The sequence below is a fragment of the Pseudomonas sp. DCA-1 genome, from assembly GCF_046523955.1.
Lineage (GTDB): Bacteria > Pseudomonadota > Gammaproteobacteria > Pseudomonadales > Pseudomonadaceae > Aquipseudomonas > Aquipseudomonas putida_Y.
Window position 1 is genome coordinate 2,295,988 of record NZ_CP169881.1, and the last position, 19,141, is coordinate 2,315,128.

Below are 19,141 nucleotides of genomic sequence, written 5' to 3' on the forward strand. Positions count from 1 at the left end.
GCTCTTACCGGGCCGAAGCGAGTTGAGTGAAAGCGGATCCGAGCCACTGCTGCACACCACTCATGGTGGCGGCAGAGGTGTCGAGGAACGGCTGCGGATACACGCCCAGCAGGATCAGCAATACCGCCAGACCCAGAACCATGATCAGTTCGCGACCGTCCATGCCGGCCAGCACGGTGTCGGCCTTGGCCGGGCCAAAGTAGGCGCGGTGGATCATGATCAGCGAGTACACCGAACCGAACACCAGGCCGGTGGTGGCAATCACGGTGATCCATGGTACGTGCACGAAGCTGCCGATCAGGATCAGGAACTCGCCGACGAAGTTGCCGGTGCCTGGCAGGCCCAGCGATGCCGCTGCGAAGAACAGGCTGATGGCCGGCAGGTAAGCGATGCGGTGCCACAGGCCACCCATCTGACGCATGTCACGGGTGTGCAGGCGCTCGTACAGCTGACCGGACAGGATGAACAGCGCCGCAGCCGACAGGCCGTGGGCCAGCATCTGGATCACTGCACCTTGCAGGGCCTGCTGGCTGCCGGAGTAGATACCGATCAGCACGAAGCCCATGTGCGAGACGCTGGAGAAGGCGATCAGGCGCTTGATGTCGGTTTGTGCGAAGGCCAGGAAGGCACCGTAGAAGATACCGATCAGGCCCAGGGTCATGGCGATCGGCGCGAACTCGGCCGAGGCGTTCGGGAACAGCGGCAGGGCGAAGCGCAGCAGGCCGTAGGCTGCAGTCTTCAGCAAGATACCCGCCAGGTCCACCGAACCTGCGGTCGGTGCCTGGGCGTGAGCGTCAGGCAGCCAGGAGTGGAACGGCACCACCGGCAGCTTCACCGCGAAGGCGATGAAGAAGCCCAGCATCAGCAGGTACTCGATACCGGGTGGCAGCTCGGCCTTGAGCAGGTCGCTGTAGTTGAAGGTGAGCACGCCAGTGGTGTTGTAGTTGACCAGCACCAGGCCCAGGATCGCTACCAGCATGATCAGGCCGCTGGCCTGGGTGAAGATGAAGAACTTGGTAGCCGCGTAGATCCGGGTCTTCTTGCCGTCTGCCGAGCTGTGACCCCAGAGCGCGATGAGGAAGTACATCGGCACCAGCATCATTTCCCAGAAGAAGAAGAACAGGAACAGGTCCAGGGCCAGGAACACACCGACCACGCCGCCGAGGATCCACATCAGGTTGAGGTGGAAGAAGCCGACGTGGCGCTGGATCTCTTTCCAGGAACACAGTACCGACAGCACACCGAGCAGGCCGGTGAGCAGGATCATCAGCAGCGACAGGCCGTCAAGGGCCAGGTGGATGCTGATGCCGAAGCGCTGGATCCACTGGACTTTGTATTCCAGGGCCCAGGCCGGTTCGGCGCCCGGGGCGGGCGCAAGGGTGTAGTCGCCGGTACCCCACAGCCACAGGCCGATGCCAAGCAGCAGGGACATGGTCAGCAGCGCGATCCAGCGCGGCAGGGTGGCGCCGAAGCGCTCACCCAGCCAGCACAGGAAGCCGCCGATGAAGGGGATCAGGATCAGCCAAGGCAAAATCATGACGGGTTGGTTTCCTTTGGCAAAGTCGCAAGATTCATAGTCATACCGCAGCCACTACCACAGCACCGAGCACCAGCACGGCACCCACGGCGATAGAGGCGGTGTACCAGCGCAGTTGGCCGGTCTCGGTCTTGCTCATGGCAACGTGGCCGCCACGCGCCATCCGAGGAATCAGGCCGATGGTGCGGTCAACCGGGTCCTTGCGCAGGATGTGGCTGATCAGCAGGTACGGTTTGACGAAAAGCTTGTCGTAGATCCAGTCGAAGCCCCAGGCAGCGAACCACCAGGCCGACAGGACGCGACCGATGCCACTGTTGGCTACGGCGCTGACGAAGTGGCGCTTGCCCAGGAACAGCAGGGCGGCCAGCAGGATACCGGCGATGGCGATGGCACCCGAGGTGATCTCCAGCGCGTGCTTGGCTTCGCCACCGGCATGGCCGGCGCTTTCCGGCAGCACACCCGCCAGCGGTGGGGTGATCCAGGCGCCAACGAAGGTCGACAGCACGATCAGCACGCCCAGCGGCAGCCAGTGGCTGATGCCGTGGCCCGCGTGGGCTTCGGTCTTGGCTTCGCCGTGGAAGGCGATGAAGATCAGGCGGAAGGTGTACAGCGAGGTCATGAACGCGCCAACCAGGCCGGCATACAGCAGGCCGGTGTTGCCGCTGGCGAAGGCTTCCCAGAGGATCTCGTCCTTGGAGTAGAAGCCCACGGTCACGATCGGCAGGGCCGCCAGTGCCGCGCCACCGACCACGAAGCTGGCGTAGGCCAGCGGCAGTTTCTTCCACAGGCCGCCCATCTTGAAGATGTTCTGCTCGTGGTGGCAGGCAACGATCACCGCACCGGAGGCAAGGAACAGCAGGGCCTTGAAGAAGGCGTGGGTCATCAGGTGGAAGATTGCCGCGTCCCAGGCACCCACGCCCAGGGCCAGGAACATGTAGCCGATCTGGCTCATGGTCGAGTAGGCGAGGATACGCTTGATGTCGGTCTGTACCAGCGCGGCGAAGCCGGCCAGTACCAGGGTCACGCCACCGACCACACCTACCAGGTGCAGGATGTCTGGCGCCAGCAGGAACAGGCCGTTGGTACGGGCGATCAGGTACACGCCCGCGGTTACCATGGTAGCGGCGTGGATCAGTGCCGAAACCGGGGTTGGGCCCGCCATCGCGTCGGCCAGCCAGGTCTGCAGTGGCAGCTGGGCCGATTTACCCACCGCGCCACCCAGCAGCATCAGTGTTGCCAGGACCATCCAGGTGTCGCCAGCCTGGAACTTCTGCGGTGCCAGCACCAGCAGTTCCTGCACGTTCAGGGTGCCCAGCTGGGCGAACAGGATGAACAGGCCGATGGCCATGAACACGTCGCCGATACGGGTGACGATGAATGCCTTGAGTGCCGCGTTACCGTTGTTGCGGTTGCTGTAGTAGAAACCGATCAACAGGTACGAGCACAGGCCCACGCCTTCCCAGCCGAAGTAGATGAACAGCAGGTTATCGCCGAGGATCAGGAACAGCATGCTGGCGATGAACAGGTTGGTGTACGAGAAGAAGCGCGAGTAGCCGGCTTCGCCACGCATGTACCAGGACGCGAACAGGTGGATCAGGAAACCGACACCGGTCACTACGCCGAGCATGGTGACCGACAGGCCGTCCAGGTACAGGGTGAAGTTCGGCGCGAAGCCATCCACCGACATCCACTGCCACAGCAGCTGGCTGTACGCGCCGCCCTCAGGCGGGGCGACGTTGAACTGCCAGATGACGTAAGCGGCCGTGGCGGCCGACAGGCCTACCGAGCCGACGCCGATCAGGGCGGACAGGTTCTCCGAGAACCGTCCGCGCGAGAACGACAGCAGCAGGAAGCCGATGAGGGGAAAGACGAAAGTCAGGAAGAGAAGGTTCATCCGCGCATCTCACTGGCAGCATCGATGTCGAGAGTGTGGAAGCGGCGATACAGCTGCAGCAGGATGGCCAGGCCAATGCTGGCCTCGGCGGCTGCCAGGCTGATCACCAGAATGAACATCACCTGGCCGTCGGGCTGGACCCAACGGGCACCGGCGACGACGAACGCCAGGGCAGAGGCGTTCATCATGACTTCCAGGCTCATGAGCACGAAGAGGATGTTGCGGCGGACCATCAGGCCAACCAGACCTAAGCAGAACAGGATGCCGGCGACCGCCAGACCATGCTCGAGAGGGATAGCACCCATGATTTACTCCTTCGCCTCGTTGCGGCCCAGGTGGAAGGCGGTGACGGCTGCAGCCAGCAGCAGCATCGACGCCAGTTCGACCACCAGCAGGTAAGGGCCGAACAGGCTGATGCCCACGGCTTTCGGGCCCACGGTGGTACCGCTGATGCCGGCGCCACTCGGGGTGACGAACAGCACGTACAGCAGCTCCGCCAGCAGCAGGGTGCCGAGGATTACCGGCCCGGCCCAGATACCGGGCTTGAGCCAGCCCCGTTCCTGGGCGACCGAAGCCGGCCCGAGGTTGAGCATCATCACCACGAACACGAACAGCACCATGATGGCGCCGGCGTATGCGATCACTTCCAGGGCGCCGGCAAACGGCGCACCCAGGGCGAAGAAGATCATGGCCACGGAAATCAGCGAAATGATCAGGTAAAGCAAGGCGTGCACGGGGTTGGTGCCAGTTACCACCCGAAGGGTGGAGACCACGGCGATCCCGGCTGCGAAGTAGAAAGCGAATTCCATCTTTCTGTCCTTATGGGAGCAAGCTCTTCACGTTGATCGGCTCGGCTTCGTTCTGTGCAGAGCCCTTCGGCTTGCCAGCGATTGCCATACCCGCAACACGGTAGAAGTTGTAGTCAGGGTTCTTGCCGGGGCCGGAGATCAGCAGATCTTCTTTCTCGTACACCAGGTCCTGACGCTTGAACTCGGCCATTTCGAAATCCGGAGTCAGCTGGATCGCGGTGGTCGGGCACGCTTCTTCACACAGGCCGCAGAAAATGCAACGCGAGAAGTTGATGCGGAAGAACTCCGGGTACCAGCGGCCGTCCTCTGTCTCGGCCTTCTGCAGCGAAATGCAGCCGACCGGGCAGGCCACCGCGCAGAGGTTGCACGCTACGCAGCGCTCCTCGCCATCGGGGTCGCGGGTGAGGACGATGCGGCCGCGGTAACGCGGCGGCAGGTACACGGGTTCTTCGGGGTACTGCAGGGTGTCGCGCTTACGAAACCCGTGGGAGAACACCATTGCCAGGCTGCGCAGCTGGGTGCCGGTGCCCTTAACGATGTCGCCGATATACTTGAACATGGGTCAAATCCTCACTGGGCCGCGACGGCTGGCGTGTTGTAGAGCACGATCGCAGCGGTCACCAGCAAATTGATCAGGGTCAGCGGCAGGCAGAACTTCCAGCTGAAGTCCATCACCTGGTCATAGCGTGGGCGCGGGATCGAGGCGCGCAGCAGGATGAACAGCATGATGAAGAACGCGGTCTTCAGGGCGAACCACAGGAACGACAGTTGCGGCAGGATGCCGAACGGGCCGTGCCAGCCACCGAAGAACAGGGTTACCAGCAGCGCCGAGATGAGGATGATGCCGATGTACTCACCGACGAAGAACATGCCCCACTTCATGCCGGCATACTCGATGTGGTAGCCGTCGGCCAGTTCCTGTTCTGCTTCCGGCTGGTCGAACGGGTGACGGTGAGTCACGGCGACGCCAGCGATGAAGAAGGTGCAGAAGCCGAAGAACTGCGGAATGATGAACCACAGGTTCTGCGCCTGGTACTCAACGATGTCGCGCATGTTGAACGAGCCCACCTGCACCACCACGCCCATCAGCGCCAGGCCCAGGAACACTTCGTACGACACGGTCTGTGCCGAAGCACGCAAGCTGCCCAGCAAGGCGTACTTGTTGTTCGACGACCAGCCGGCGAACAGCACCGCGTAGACCGACAGGCCGGCCATGGCGAAGAAGAACAGCAGGCCGATGTTCAGGTCGGCAACGCCCCAGGTCGGGGTGATCGGGATGACCACGAAGGCGATCAGCAGGGCGCTCATGGCCACTACCGGTGCCAGGGTGAAGATCACGCGGTCGACGAAGGGCGGGTTCCAGTCTTCCTTGAAGAACATCTTCAGCATGTCGGCAGCGATCTGGAACATGCCGAACGGGCCAACGCGGTTCGGACCGTAACGGTCCTGCCACCAGCCCAGCAGGCGCCGCTCGACGAAGCTGAGCAGCGCGCCGCAGACCACCACCGCCAGCAGGACCACGATGGCCCGCAGCACGGTGAGGATCACATCGATCACTTCGGGGGTGAACCAGCTCATTGTGCTGCCTCCTGCAGACCTTCGACGGATGCACCGAAGATGGCAGGCGGAATGCCAGCCAGGCCTTTCGGCAACGCGACCAGGCCTGCGCCCAGCTCTTCATTGATACGCAGCGGCAGGCGCAGGGCCACACCGGCGACGTTCAGGCTCAGCAGGGCACCCTCGTTGACGCCCAGGCGGTCGGCTTCGGACTTGGCCAGGGCCACGTAGGCAGCCGGGATGCGTTCTTGAACCGGAGCGGCGCGCGAGGAGCTTTCTTCGCTGCCGAACAGGTGGAAGAACGGCACGGCAGTCCAGGTGCCACGGGCCGGGTTGAAGGCACCCGGAATAGCGTTGAACCAGTTCAGGCGGTCGCCTTGCGATTCGATCAGGCGCACGCCCGGGTCACCGGCACGCAGGTGGCCACCGACCTCGTCCTGGAACTTGTTCCAGGCTTGCGGCGAGTTCCAGCCCGGCGACCAGGCGAACGGCACCTGCTGGCGCGGTTCGGCCGAACCCGAGTAGCCTTCCATGGAGAAGGCGAACGCGGTGTCCTTGTCTTGCGGGGTGCGTGGCTCGTGCACGCTGATGTTGGCGCGCATCGCGGTGCGGCCGGAGTAGCGCAGCGGCTCACGGGCCAGCTTCATGCCCTTGATGCGGAACGCAGCGCTTGGCGCGGCGTTGACGATGCCGGCCAGTTGCGGAGCGGCTTCGGCGCAGGCGCTGGTGACGTGGTCCAGCTGGGTCCAGTCGACCGGCTTGTTCAGCAGGGTGGCACGCAGGGCGTGCATCCAGCGCCAGCCTTCGTGGATCTGGATGCTGCTGTCCAGGTACTGCGGGTCGAACACCTGGAAGAAGCGCTGGGCACGGCCTTCCTGGCTGACCAGGGTACCGTCACCCTCGGCGAACGAGGCGGCCGGCAGCACCAGGTGGGCGCGGTCGACGGTGGCAGTTTTGGAGTGGTCGGCAACGATCACCACCTTGGCCGCAGCCAGGGCTGCATCGACCTTGGCGGCCGGTACGCGGGCGTACAGGTCGTTTTCCAGCACCACGATGGCATCGGCCTTGCCGCTGATGACCGCGTCCAGCGCGGCATCGACCGACTCGCCACCGAGCATGGCCAGGCCAAGGCTGTTGGCCTCAGGTACCACCAGGCTCAGCGAGCCGTTTTTCTCGCGCAGCTTCAGGGCCTTGGCGATGTTAGCGGCGGCTTCGATCAGAGCTGGGTCGGCCAGCGACGTACCGGCAACGACCAGTGGGCGCTTGGCGGCGACCAGGGCGTCGGCGATGCGCTGGGCCAGGGCCTTGGCTTCGTCGTCCAGGCCGGCGACGGCAGGGGCGCTCGGGTCGATGGCGTGGGCCACGGCGAAACCGATGCGGGCCAGGTCGGCCGGCGCAGCGTGGACGCATTCTTCGGCGACGTCGTCCAGCTTGGTTTCAGCCAGGGACGCGATGAACAGTGGGTACAGCGCGTGCTGGCCAATGTTCTTCACAGCAGCGTCGAGCCAAGGCTGCACTTTCATCGCTTCGGCCATGGCCTCGGCCTTGCCTTTGGTGGCCTGGCGTACGGCCAGGGCAACGCGGGCAGCGGTCTGGGTCAGGTCTTCACCGAGCACGAACACGGCGTCGTGGTCTTCGATGTCGCGCAGGGTCGGTACTGGCAGCGGACTGTTGTTCAGCACGTTCAGTGCCAGGCGTACGCGGGCCAGTTCGCCAGCTTCCATGCCCGAGTAGAAGTACTCGGCGCCGACCAGCTCACGCAGGCCGTAGTTGCTTTCGAGGCTGGCGCGTGGCGAGCCGATACCGACGATGGTACGGCCGCGCAGCAGGTCGGCGGCCTTGTCCAGGGCGGCGTCCAGGCCCAGCTTGGTGCCGTCGGCCAGTTGTGGCTGGCGCGGGCGGTCCTTGCGGTTGACGTAGCCGTAGCCGAAGCGGCCGCGGTCGCACAGGAAGTACTGGTTGACCGAACCGTTGAAGCGGTTTTCGATACGGCGCAGTTCGCCGTAGCGCTCACCCGGGCTGATGTTGCAGCCACTGGAGCAGCCATGGCAGATGCTTGGGGCGAACTGCATGTCCCACTTGCGGTTGTAGCGCTCGGAGTGGGTCTTGTCGGTGAATACGCCGGTCGGGCAGACCTCGGTCAGGTTGCCGGAGAACTCGCTTTCCAGCACGCCGTCTTCGACGCGGCCGAAGTACACGTTGTCGTGGGCGCCGTAGACGCCCAGGTCGGTACCACCGGCGTAGTCCTTGTAGTAGCGCACGCAGCGGTAGCAGGCGATGCAGCGGTTCATCTCATGGGCGATGAACGGGCCGAGGTCCTGGTTCTGGTGGGTACGCTTGGTGAAACGGTAGCGGCGCTCGTTGTGGCCGGTCATTACCGTCATGTCCTGCAGGTGGCAGTGACCGCCTTCCTCGCACACCGGGCAGTCGTGCGGGTGGTTGGTCATCAGCCATTCGACGACGCTGGCGCGGAACGCCTTCGACTCTTCATCGTCGATGGAGATCCAGGTGCCGTCGGAAGCAGGGGTCATGCAGGACATGACGATACGACCACGGGTGTCGTTCTCGTCGGTGTACTGCTTGACTGCGCACTGCCGGCAGGCACCAACGCTACCAAGCGCCGGGTGCCAGCAGAAATAAGGGATGTCGAGGCCGAGCGACAGACATGCCTGTAACAGGTTGTCTGCACCGTTGACTTCGAGCGCTTTGCCGTCTACGTGGATAGTGGCCATTGTTCAAAGTTCTTCGTTGGCCCGCGTGAGCGGGCGTGGCTAATGGAAATCGGTGAGCTTGCGACACGCCTCGATTGCTCGGGCCTGCCGGTAAGCTGGCGAGTGGCACGGACCACCCGCCTAATCATCTTGTTATGCGCCGACCACGATCGGCTTCGCCAGGTCCGGGCGCAGGGTTGCAGCGCTTTCTGGCGCCACACCGGCCTCGAACTCCGAGCGGAAGTATTTGATGGCACTGCCCAGCGGCTCGACGGCACCCGGTGCGTGAGCACAGAAGGTACGGCCTGGGCCGAGGAAGTTGACCAGCCCCAGCAGCGTCTCGATGTCTTCGGCGCGGCCCTGGCCTTTTTCCAGTGCGCGCAGCATCTTCACGCTCCACGGCAGGCCGTCACGGCATGGGGTACACCAGCCGCACGATTCGCGGGCGAAGAACTCTTCCATGTTGCGCAGCAGCGACACCATGTTGATGCTGTCGTCGACCGCCATGGCCAGGCCAGTACCCATACGGGTGCCGACCTTGGCGATGCCACCGGCGTACATTTGCGCGTCGAGGTGCTCGGGCAGCAGGAAGCCGGTACCGGCGCCGCCTGGCTGCCAGCACTTGAGCTTGAAGCCATCGCGCATTCCACCGGCGTAGTCTTCGAACAGTTCGCGCGCGGTAACGCCGAATGGCAGCTCCCACAGGCCTGGGTTCTTCACCTTGCCGGAGAAGCCCATCAGCTTGGTGCCATGGTCTTCGCTGCCTTCGCGGGCCAGCGACTTGTACCAGTCGTTGCCGTTGGCGACGATGGCCGGGACGTTGCACAGGGTTTCGACGTTGTTCACGCAGGTCGGCTTGCCCCACACGCCAACGGCGGCAGGGAAGGGCGGCTTGGAGCGCGGGTTGGCGCGGCGGCCTTCCAGCGAGTTGATCAGCGCGGTTTCTTCACCGCAGATGTAGCGGCCGGCACCGGTGTGCACGAACAGCTCGAAATCGAAACCGCTGCCCAGGATGTTCTTGCCCAGCAGGCCGGCGGCCTTGGCTTCATCGATGGCGCGGTTTAGGTTTTTCGCTGCGGTGGTGTATTCGCCACGCAGGAAGATGTAGCCACGATAGGCCTTCAGTGCGCGGGCGCTGATCAGCATGCCCTCGACCAGCAGATGGGGCTGTTGCTCCATCAGCATGCGGTCCTTCCAGGTGTTCGGCTCCATTTCGTCCGCGTTGCACAGCAGGTAGCGGATGTTCATGGATTCGTCTTTGGGCATCAGGCCCCACTTCACACCAGTGGGGAAGCCTGCACCGCCACGGCCCTTGAGGCCGGAGTCCTTGACGCTTTGCACGATATCGTCGGCGGACATCTGCGCCAGCGCCTTGCGGGCTGCAGCGTAGCCGTTCTTCGATTCGTACTCGGCCAGCCAGACCGGCTCGCCGTCGTCACGCAGGCGCCAGGTCAGCGGGTGGGTTTCGGCCGAGCGCGCGATGCGGTTGGCCGGGCCGAAGGAAGTAATGGTCATACGTAACCCTCCAGCAGTTTGGAAACGCCAGCCGGCTGCACATCGCCAAAGGTGTCATCGTCGATCATCAGGGCCGGTGCCTTGTCGCAGTTGCCCAGGCAGCACACGGGCAGCAGGGTGAAGCGACCGTCGGCGGTGGTCTGGCCGAGGCCGATGCCCAGCTCGCTCTGGATCTGGCTGACCACCGACTCATGGCCGCCGATGTAGCAGACCATGCTGTCGCACACGCGGATGATGTGGCGGCCGACCGGCTGGCGGAAAATCTGGCTGTAGAAGGTGGCGACACCCTCGACGTCGCTGGCCGGAATGCCCAGCACTTCGCCGATGGCGTGGATGGCGCCGTCCGGCACCCAGCCACGCTCCTTCTGGACGATCTTCAGGGCTTCGATGGACGCCGCGCGCGGGTCCTCGTAGTGATGCATTTCGTGCTCGATGGCCGAGCGCTCGGTTTCGCTCAGGGCGAAACGGTCTGTCTGGATAAGCGTGCTGTTCATGCTTAGCGGTCCACGTCAGCCATAACGAAGTCGATACTGCCCAGGTACGCAATGAGGTCGGCGACCATGCTGCCTTTGATCACCGATGGGATCTGCTGCAGGTGCGGGTAGCTCGGGGTACGGATCCGGGTGCGGTAGCTCATGGTGCCGCCATCGCTCGTCAGGTAGTAACTGTTGATGCCCTTGGTCGCCTCGATCATCTGGAACGACTCGTTGGCCGGCATGACCGGGCCCCACGAGACTTGCAGGAAGTGCGTGATCAGGGTTTCGATATGCTGCAGGGTGCGCTCTTTCGGAGGCGGCGTGGTCAGCGGGTGATCCGCCTTGTACGGGCCTTCCGGCATGTTGCGCAGGCACTGATCGATGATGCGGATACTCTGACGCATCTCCTCGACACGGACCATGCAGCGATCATAGGCATCGCCGTTGTGGGCCAGCGGTACTTCGAATTCGAAGTTTTCGTAGCCGGAGTAAGGGCGGGCTTTACGCAGGTCGAAGTTGCAACCGGTGGCGCGCAGGCCGGCACCGGTGGTGCCCCATTCCAGCGCTTCCTTGGTGTTGTACGCGGCAACGCCGATGGTACGGCCCTTGAGGATGCTGTTTTGCAGGGCGGCCTTGGTGTATTCGTCGAGGCGCTTGGGCAGCCACTCGACAAAGTCCTTGACCAGCTTGTCCCAGCCACGTGGCAGGTCGTGGGCGACGCCACCGATGCGGTACCAGGCCGGGTGCAGGCGGAAACCGGTGATCGCTTCGATCACGGTGTAGGCGCGCTGGCGGTCGGTGAAGGTGAAGAACACCGGAGTCATGGCGCCGACGTCCTGGATGTAGGTGCCCAGGAACAGCAGGTGGCTGGTGATGCGGAAGAACTCGGCCAGCATGATGCGAATCACGTCGACCTTCTGCGGCACCTGGATGCCGGCCAGCTTCTCGACCGCAAGCACGTACGGCAGGTTGTTCATCACCCCGCCGAGGTAATCGATACGGTCGGTATAGGGGATGAAGCTGTGCCAGGACTGGCGCTCGGCCATTTTCTCGGCGCCACGGTGGTGGTAGCCGATGTCCGGTACGCAGTCGACGATCTCTTCACCGTCCAGCTGCAGGACGATACGGAACGCACCGTGCGCCGAAGGGTGGTTGGGGCCGAGGTTGAGGAACATGTAGTCCTCGTTGGCGCCCTGACGCTTCATGCCCCAGGCTTCCGGGTTGAAACGTGCCGATTCCTCTTCAAGCTGCTGCTTGGCCAGGGTCAGGCTGTAGGGGTCGAACTCGGTCGCACGGGCAGGGTAGTCCTTGCGCAGCGGGTGACCTTCCCAGGTCGGCGGCATCATGATGCGGCTGAGGTGCGGGTGGCCGGCAAAGTCGATGCCGAACATGTCCCAGACTTCGCGCTCGTACCAGTTGGCGTTTGGCCAGATGCCCGTCACGGTCGGCAGGTTCAGGTCGCCTTCGCTGAGCGACACCTTGATCATCACATCGCTGTTACGCTCGATCGACAACAGGTGGTAGAACACGCTGAAATCGGCGGCTGGCAGGCCACGGCGCTGGGTGCGCAGGCGCTCGTCGACGCCATGCAGGTCGTACAGCATGCTGTAAGGCTTGGCGACGCCGCGCAGGAAACTGAGCACCTCTTTGAGCTGGGCGCGTTTTACCCACAGCACGGGCATGCCGGTGCGGGTCTCCTGGGCGACGAATGCTTCGGCGCCAAAACGGTTGTTCAGTTCGACGACCACATCCTGGTCGTCAGCCTTGTAGGGCGGAATAAAAATAGCGTTGTCCGCTGTCATGGTCTCGGTCGCTTTGGGTCAACGTTAAGAATGAAGCCAGGCCGCCGGCTCCTTCGGGAGCGGGCGGCAGGTCGCTGGATCAGACTTCGTCGGGGCTGCGCAGGTTGGTTACTGCAATGCGCTGCTCACGACGCAGGTCTTTCTGGGCTGGCATCTCGGCACGGTAAATACCTTGATCACCAACAACCCAGGAAAGCGGGCGTCGTTCTTGGCCGATCGACTCCTGCAGCAGCATCAAGCCTTGCAGGAAAGCCTCAGGGCGTGGCGGGCAGCCAGGCACATAGACGTCCACGGGGAGGAACTTGTCGACCCCCTGAACGACCGAGTAGATGTCGTACATACCACCGGAGTTGGCGCACGAACCCATGGAAATGACCCACTTCGGCTCGAGCATCTGCTCGTACAGGCGCTGGATGATCGGCGCCATCTTCACGAAGCAGGTACCGGCAATGACCATGAAGTCGGCCTGCCGCGGCGAGGCCCGGATGACTTCGGCGCCGAAGCGGGCGATGTCGTGGGGTGCCGTGAAGGCCGTGGTCATTTCCACGTAGCAGCAGGACAGGCCGAAGTTGTACGGCCAGAGGGAGTTTTTGCGACCCCAATTGACCGCACCACGCAGCACATCTTCAAGTTTACCCATGAAGATGTTCTTGTGGACCTGGTCTTCTAGCAGTTGATCGGTGACGGTTTCCCGTTCACCGACCGGGTACTGCTCGTTGGGCGCATCCGGATCGATTCTGGTGAGATTGTATTGCATGCCAAAGCCTCATTGTTTCAGCTTCGCTTGCCGCTTGCGGCGACCTTCGGGAGCCCAATCAAGTGCCCCGACGCGCCATAGGTAGACAAGACCTGCCAACAGAATTGCTATGAAAACGAGTGCTTCGACGAATCCGGTCCAGCCGCTTTCGCGGACGGACACAGACCATGCAAAGAGAAAGAGGGCTTCGATATCGAAGATCACGAACAGCATCGCGACCAGATAGAATTTGGCGGACAGGCGCAGGCGGGCGCTGCCGACGGGCAGCATGCCGGATTCGAAGGGTTCGTTCTTGGCGCGGCCCCAGGCCTTGCTACCGAGCAGGCTGGACAGGCCGAGCATGAAGGCGCACAGGCCGACGACACCCAGGAGGAAGATGGCAAAGCCCCAGTTGTGGGCGATGAGTCCTGTCGAATCGGACATGCTAGAGATCCTTATACAGAGACCCAGCTCTGCAGTCTGAAATAAGTGTAGAGCGGCGACTTGGCGTCGCACATGCAGTGACCAAATGTCGCAGCCGAATCAATCCCGCTGATTTTATGGGTAAACCTGGTGCAAGTAAAATTTCTGTCGCAAATTTATTCGTAGGATTAAGTACAAAAATCGTTCGTAACTGGCTGAGAGCCTTGAGATTCGGGCATTACGTGCGGTTTTGTTAATTATGTTTCTTGCGGCGGGTAACGAATTGCACGGCCAGTAATGATAATTAATATCATTTGAGCTGCTGCCTTCGAATTTGGCTGTTCTGCGCCTTGTAAAGTTCATCTGGCGATCCCCCTACTTGCAATTGCAAAAAACCCTTGTTCTAGCAGCTTTCGCTACTGCGCGCACCGCTCTGGGTCAATACTTTATCGGTTGAGCGATGACCGACTGATGAAGCGATGGCCCATTGGCCGAGCCAGTAGGCGAGGATGATCAGGTACGGTGCGGCGGCGAACGGGCTGACGAAGCGGTCGATACCGATCAGGCTGTCGGAGAATACGAACAGGCCGGCACCCAGCGCGGCCGGGCCGCTGCAGGCCAGGGCGCGCCAGAGCATCGCACTGATGGCCAAGATGTACAGCGTGACCGGGATCAGCAGCGGGCCGAGGCCATGGCTGGTCAGCACGCCTAGCAGTGTGATGCCAGCGATGGCGCTGAATGCCAGCGCAGGCAAGGCAGGGCGCAGGGTAATGCCGCAATAGGCGCGCAGGTAGGCCAGGTGGGCGCAGAGGAAGGCGACCAGGCCAAACACGAACAGGTCCGCAGGGATGGCCAGCAGGATGTCGCCGAGTACCGAGAAGCCCAGGCCGATCGAGATCCACTTGCGATAAGGCGAGACCGGGGTGTTGTGCAGCCAGGCAATCAAGGCCAGCACCGGGATGGGTTTGGCCATGAGGGCGAGCAGGGTGTTGTCGCTGGCCAGTGCATATATATAGAGGGTAGCGGCGGCCAGGGCGAAAATCATCAGGTGGCTTGGGCGAGGCATGGGCGGTCCTTGCTGCTGGGCTGCCCCAAGCATAGACCTGATCTGGGGTTTTGCCGGTGATGCCTTGGGTTGTGTTAGGGCTGCTGTGGGCTTGGCGAAAGGAATGCAGAGGCTGTGAGATCGAGCGCCGCCCGCGCGGCGCATCGCGAGCTGCGCTCGCTCCTACGTTTGTTTCGGGCCAGTCACGCCTGTTGCAGGCGCGCGCGACCGCCTTGTTTGTACGACGTGATAATGCGCCATGCGCCAAGGCGTTCGCGCGCAAATGGCACAGGAATAATTGGCCCGAAACAAACGTAGGAGCGAGCGCAGCTCGCGATGCGCCGCGCGGGCGGCGCTCGATCTGCGCATCACCCCAAAATTCAAACCGATCATTGCGCCGCCCTGACGTAATCGCGCTTAAATCACCTGTCTTGCCTCGATGCATGAGCCGGAGGCGCTACGGACATGGCTTGATTCGGCATTGATTCCGGTGCGGATACTCGCTGAACCTCGGCCTTTGCACCAAGGCTTGAGCGATGCATCGCCTGGGTGGGCCTCTTCGCGGGTAAACCCGCTCCTACAAGCGACTGCGCAAGCTATTCAAAACCTGAGCAAGGCAGTTGCTCCTACAGGTTCTGTGCATTTTCGGTCGGGCCGGTGCAGACGAAAACAAAGGCCCAGGGCTTCACAGCCCCGGGCCTTTGTTCAACCGCAAGCCACTATCAGTGGAACTGCTCTTCCTCGGTCGAACCGGTCAGTGCAGTCACCGACGAAGCGCCACCCTGGATCACGGTGGTCATGTCGTCAAAGTAGCCGGTGCCCACTTCCTGCTGGTGCGCCACGAAGGTGTAGCCCTTGCTGGCGTCAGCGAATTCCTGCTCCTGCAGCTTCACGTAGGCGGTCATGTCGTTGCGGGCGTAGTCGTGCGCCAGGTTGAACATGCCGTGCCACATGTTGTGGATGCCGGCCAGGGTGATGAACTGATGCTTGTAGCCCATGGCCGACAGTTCGCGCTGGAACTTGGCGATGGTGGCGTCGTCCAGGTTTTTCTTCCAGTTGAAGGAAGGCGAGCAGTTGTAGGACAGGATCTGGTCCGGGTACTCCTTCTTGATCGCCTCGGCGAAGCGGCGGGCTTCGTCCAGGTCCGGCTTGGCGGTTTCACACCAGATCAGGTCGGCGTACGGGGCGTAGGCCAGGCCGCGGGCAATGGCCTGATCGAGGCCGGCGCGGACCTTGTAGAAGCCTTCACGGGTGCGCTCGCCAACCACGAACGGCTGGTCGTACGGGTCGCAGTCGCTGGTCAGCAGGTCGGCGGCGTTGGCATCGGTACGGGCCAGGATGATGGTCGGTACGCCCGACACGTCAGCGGCCAGGCGAGCAGCCACCAGCTTCTGTACGGCTTCCTGGGTGGGTACCAGTACCTTGCCACCCATGTGGCCGCATTTTTTTACCGAGGCCAGCTGGTCTTCGAAGTGCACGCCGGCGGCGCCTGCTTCGATCATGTTCTTCATCAGCTCGTAGGCGTTCAGCACGCCACCGAAACCGGCTTCGGCGTCAGCCACGATTGGCGCGAAGTAGTCGATGTAGCCTTCGTCGCCCGGGTTCTTGCCGGCTTTCCACTGGATCTGGTCGGCGCGGCGGAACGCGTTGTTGATGCGCTTGACCACGGTCGGTACCGAGTCGACCGGGTACAGCGACTGGTCAGGGTACATCGATTCGGCCGAGTTGTTGTCGGCGGCAACCTGCCAGCCGGACAGGTAGATGGCCTGGATGCCGGCCTTGACCTGTTGTACAGCCTGGCCGCCAGTCAGGGCGCCCATGCAGTTGACGAAATCTTTGTCGGGGCGGAAGGACGGGTGAGCACCTTCGGTAACCAGCTTCCACAGTTTTTCTGCACCCTGACGGGCAAAGGTGTGCTCAGGTTGCACGGAGCCACGCAGGCGAACGACATCAGCGGCGGTGTAGGTACGGGTCACGCCTTTCCAGCGCGGGTTCTCGGCCCAGTCTTTCTCGAGGGCTGCAATTTGCTGTTCGCGTGTCAGTGCCATGGAAATAAACCTCGTCGCATCGATCTTGGGTTAATTGTGCTGATGCTCTGGGCAGATCAGGTGCCTGGCGGCTGTCCTGTTCGCAGGTTGCGGCGGCGAACGCGAAGGCTCGAAGGGGAAGGTTGGGCAGGCCAGGCGAAGGTGTGCTCCGGGCAGGTCGGCTCGTGGTTGCCTTGCTGCGGTGCTACGCGATTGCCAGTACTGCGGTGATGCGCTTCCGTCCCTCGGGACAACTTCTTCGTTGCAGTCGCAATCCCGTCGAACCGCCTTGTGGGCCGTATAGACACGAGGCGCCTCCAAGGGTGGAAGGAGCGCGCCCCGAAGGCCCTTGCCAGGGCCCCTGATTAGCGGGAGCGAGGCCATCATGCCCTTGGGAAAAAGACCCTGTCAAATGTTTTGTAGTGCTTTTTTGTGGTTACTACATCTTTGGTCTAATGCGACTTGGCAGTCAGTTTGAAGGCCTTTGGTCGAAGCCTTGAATTGCCTGAGATCAGTCAACAAGGTCGACTTTGACACGCAATGTCATGTTTTCACCCCGTTGGGTGCTGTACGTATGGCTTGACGCGCTGCGGTCGGCTTGGCTCTGCTGATTGAACCCCGCCAGGGTGATCCACTCGCCGAGCTTGCCAGTGACTGTCGTGTCGGTACTTTGTACTTTCACTACATCTGCACGTTCCTGGCTGATGCGGTCATTATTGCTGCTTATTTGCAGACGAACCGTTTCGCCGCTCAGGCTGGGGGTCACGTAGAAGCCTTGGGTCACGTTGCGATATTCGGTGTTGCTTTGAATGCGCCCATAGCCGTCTGTGCTGGTGCTGGTAATGGGGATGCTCTGGCCCACCTGGATCAGTGCCGGTTGCCCTTCGCTGGCTTGTACCTGCTGCATGCCGCCGTCGCGGTTGCTGGTGCCGTAGTGAATGACGCGAGCGTTGCCGCGGTTGTCCTGGAAGTTGCTGTCATTGTTGTCGACGCTGATCAGCAGGCGTTTGGGCGCGGTATCCAGCTGTTGCAGCAGGGCGCGCAGGTCGTCGATGCGCTCGGGGCTGGCGTTGACGATCAGTTTGTTCTCGAAGGCGCTGACCGTGCCGTCCTTGCCGATGAATGCCTGCAGGGCGGGCAGCAATTCGGCGCTGCTACGATGCTGAAGTGGCACCACCTCGGTGGCAGCATGGGCACTGAGGCTGGCGGCCAGCAACAGGGAGGCGAAAAGGGGGCGTAGCGGCATGTCCATGATCTCCGCAGGTGAAACCAACATGATGGCAAACTTGCTGACTTTTTGCCGGATCTGGATCACGCCGGCACTGTTGCAGAGGGTCGTTTTATCCTGATTTATCTTGTAGGCTATAAATTATAGTAGGCAAGATAATTGAGGTTAATTGCATGTCTCCCGTCCGTCCGCTCCTGCGCCGTAATCAGTTGGCCAACGCACTGGCCCAAGACTTGGCCGGCGAGTCTTTGGTCGATTACAGCTCGGGCATGTTCTTGGCCGCGCCGCGGCGTACGGGCAAGAGCACCTTCCTCAACAACGACTTCATACCAGAATGCATACAGCGCGGCTGGCTACCGGTTTACGTCGACCTGTGGTCGGATCGCGACGCCGCCCCTGCGCAGCTCATCAGTGGCGCCATCGGTACAGCACTGGCCAGATTCGAAGGTGCGCTGGCCAGGACTGCGAAAAAGGCCGGTATCGACAAGATCAACCTGCTGCGCACCCTGAGCTGGGATTTCACCCGCCCGCAACTGCCTGCGGGTACTACCCTGGCCCAGGCGCTTGCCGTGTTGCACCAAGTGTCAGGGCAACTGGTAGTGCTGATCATCGACGAGGCTCAGCACGCCCTTAACAGCGAAGATGGCCTCAATGCAATGTTCGCGCTGAAAGCCGCGCGTGACCACCTTAATCGTGGCGACCGTCCGGACGGCTTGCGGCTGGTGTTCACGGGCTCTAGTCGCGACAAGCTGGCCAACCTGGTACTCAAGAGCAAGCAGCCATTCTTTGGTGCCAGCATCACGCCCTTTCCGTTGCTGGGGCGTGAATATGTCGAATTCATCACCGCCTTGTGGAACCGTCGCCTGGCCGACAGTAACCAGTTCAAGATAGAGGACCTGGCATACGCGTTCGAATTGGTCGGCCGGCGCCCGGAAATGCTCAACAAACTGTTGGCCGAAGTTAGCGTCGGCCTGGGTGAGGCGGGCAACCTGGGTGAACTGCTGCGCAATGGGGCGCTGAATCATCAAGCCGGGGTGTGGAGTGACTACGAAAGCGCTTGGAACGAACTTACGCCGTTGCAGCAGGCAGTGCTGGAGGTCATGGCCGAGCGCACGCTCGGCCGGCAGCCGTTTTCCCCGTTTACCGAGCAAACCCTGGTTGAGGTCAGCCGCAAGCTGGAGCAGGCCCAGGCGGTAGCCAACGTCAACACGGCAAACGTACAGAAGGCCCTTGATGCCCTGCGCGACAAGGAGCTGGTATGGAAGGCCAATCGTGGCGAGTACGCGTTGGAGGATACTTCCATGGCCGAATGGCTCGCCCGCGACCAGGCAGTTGCCAGCCACAGGTGAACCTTTGAGGTGCCCCGTAAGTCGCACTCACA

At 62.2% G+C, this 19,141-nt stretch carries 16 protein-coding genes; 1 reads left to right on the plus strand and 15 read right to left on the minus strand.

Going from position 1 to position 19,141, the window contains the following annotated elements; genetic code table 11:
* Positions 1-4: 4 nt before the first annotated feature.
* The 15 genes from nuoM to ACE4QZ_RS10840 form a co-directional block, all read right to left on the minus strand.
* Complete coding sequence (gene nuoM, locus ACE4QZ_RS10770; RefSeq protein WP_021783224.1) at positions 5-1,537, minus strand: NADH-quinone oxidoreductase subunit M; 1,533 nt, start codon at positions 1,535-1,537, stop codon at positions 5-7.
* A gap of 40 nt (positions 1,538-1,577) precedes the next feature.
* The gene (gene nuoL, locus ACE4QZ_RS10775; RefSeq protein ID WP_176682212.1) at positions 1,578-3,431 is read right to left on the minus strand and encodes an NADH-quinone oxidoreductase subunit L; all 1,854 of its coding nucleotides are present in this window, start codon (positions 3,429-3,431) and stop codon (positions 1,578-1,580) included.
* Positions 3,428-3,736 carry an NADH-quinone oxidoreductase subunit NuoK gene (gene nuoK / locus ACE4QZ_RS10780; RefSeq protein WP_003251446.1) on the minus strand — a complete coding sequence of 103 codons (309 nt, stop codon included), beginning with the start codon at positions 3,734-3,736 and terminating at the stop codon, positions 3,428-3,430. The genes nuoL and nuoK overlap by 4 nt, the downstream gene beginning before the upstream one ends.
* Positions 3,737-3,739: 3 nt before the next feature.
* Complete coding sequence (nuoJ, locus tag ACE4QZ_RS10785) at positions 3,740-4,240, minus strand: NADH-quinone oxidoreductase subunit J (RefSeq protein WP_103462286.1); 501 nt, start codon at positions 4,238-4,240, stop codon at positions 3,740-3,742.
* Between the two features lie 10 nt (positions 4,241-4,250).
* Positions 4,251-4,799 carry an NADH-quinone oxidoreductase subunit NuoI gene (gene nuoI / locus ACE4QZ_RS10790; protein WP_003251442.1) on the minus strand — a complete coding sequence of 183 codons (549 nt, stop codon included), beginning with the start codon at positions 4,797-4,799 and terminating at the stop codon, positions 4,251-4,253.
* A gap of 11 nt (positions 4,800-4,810) precedes the next feature.
* Positions 4,811-5,818: an NADH-quinone oxidoreductase subunit NuoH gene (gene nuoH / locus ACE4QZ_RS10795; RefSeq protein ID WP_003251440.1), complete on the minus strand. Its 1,008-nt coding sequence runs from the start codon at positions 5,816-5,818 to the stop codon at positions 4,811-4,813.
* A complete protein-coding gene (nuoG, locus tag ACE4QZ_RS10800) occupies positions 5,815-8,529 on the minus strand; it encodes an NADH-quinone oxidoreductase subunit NuoG (RefSeq protein ID WP_012051769.1) in 2,715 nt (904 codons plus the stop codon). Before nuoG ends, nuoH begins: the two co-directional genes overlap by 4 nt.
* A 132-nt stretch (positions 8,530-8,661) precedes the next feature.
* Positions 8,662-10,023, minus strand: coding sequence for an NADH-quinone oxidoreductase subunit NuoF (gene nuoF / locus ACE4QZ_RS10805; RefSeq protein WP_021783222.1), 1,362 nt, complete (start codon positions 10,021-10,023; stop codon positions 8,662-8,664).
* On the minus strand, positions 10,020-10,517 hold the full coding sequence (gene nuoE / locus ACE4QZ_RS10810) for an NADH-quinone oxidoreductase subunit NuoE (protein WP_003251433.1): 498 nt from the start codon (positions 10,515-10,517) through the stop codon (positions 10,020-10,022). The genes nuoF and nuoE overlap by 4 nt, the downstream gene beginning before the upstream one ends.
* A 2-nt stretch (positions 10,518-10,519) precedes the next feature.
* Positions 10,520-12,301, minus strand: a complete 1,782-nt coding sequence (gene nuoC / locus ACE4QZ_RS10815) for an NADH-quinone oxidoreductase subunit C/D (protein WP_021783221.1) — start codon at positions 12,299-12,301, stop codon at positions 10,520-10,522.
* Between the two features lie 79 nt (positions 12,302-12,380).
* Positions 12,381-13,058 carry a NuoB/complex I 20 kDa subunit family protein gene (locus ACE4QZ_RS10820; RefSeq protein WP_003251429.1) on the minus strand — a complete coding sequence of 226 codons (678 nt, stop codon included), beginning with the start codon at positions 13,056-13,058 and terminating at the stop codon, positions 12,381-12,383.
* Between the two features lie 9 nt (positions 13,059-13,067).
* Positions 13,068-13,481, minus strand: coding sequence for an NADH-quinone oxidoreductase subunit A (locus tag ACE4QZ_RS10825; RefSeq protein ID WP_021783220.1), 414 nt, complete (start codon positions 13,479-13,481; stop codon positions 13,068-13,070).
* A gap of 382 nt (positions 13,482-13,863) precedes the next feature.
* Positions 13,864-14,526 (minus strand): lysoplasmalogenase, encoded by a 663-nt coding sequence (locus ACE4QZ_RS10830; protein WP_021783219.1) that lies wholly within the window; start codon positions 14,524-14,526, stop codon positions 13,864-13,866.
* A 701-nt stretch (positions 14,527-15,227) separates the two neighbouring features.
* Entirely contained in the window at positions 15,228-16,553 is a 1,326-nt protein-coding gene (gene aceA / locus ACE4QZ_RS10835; protein WP_014861668.1) for an isocitrate lyase, read from the minus strand.
* Positions 16,554-17,043: 490 nt separating this feature from the next.
* Positions 17,044-17,808, minus strand: coding sequence for a secretin N-terminal domain-containing protein (locus ACE4QZ_RS10840; RefSeq protein ID WP_172402879.1), 765 nt, complete (start codon positions 17,806-17,808; stop codon positions 17,044-17,046).
* Positions 17,809-17,933: 125 nt separating this feature from the next.
* Between ACE4QZ_RS10840 and ACE4QZ_RS10845 the strand changes: the two genes are divergently transcribed.
* Complete coding sequence (locus tag ACE4QZ_RS10845; RefSeq protein WP_279935445.1) at positions 17,934-19,109, plus strand: hypothetical protein; 1,176 nt, start codon at positions 17,934-17,936, stop codon at positions 19,107-19,109.
* Positions 19,110-19,141 lie beyond the last annotated feature (32 nt).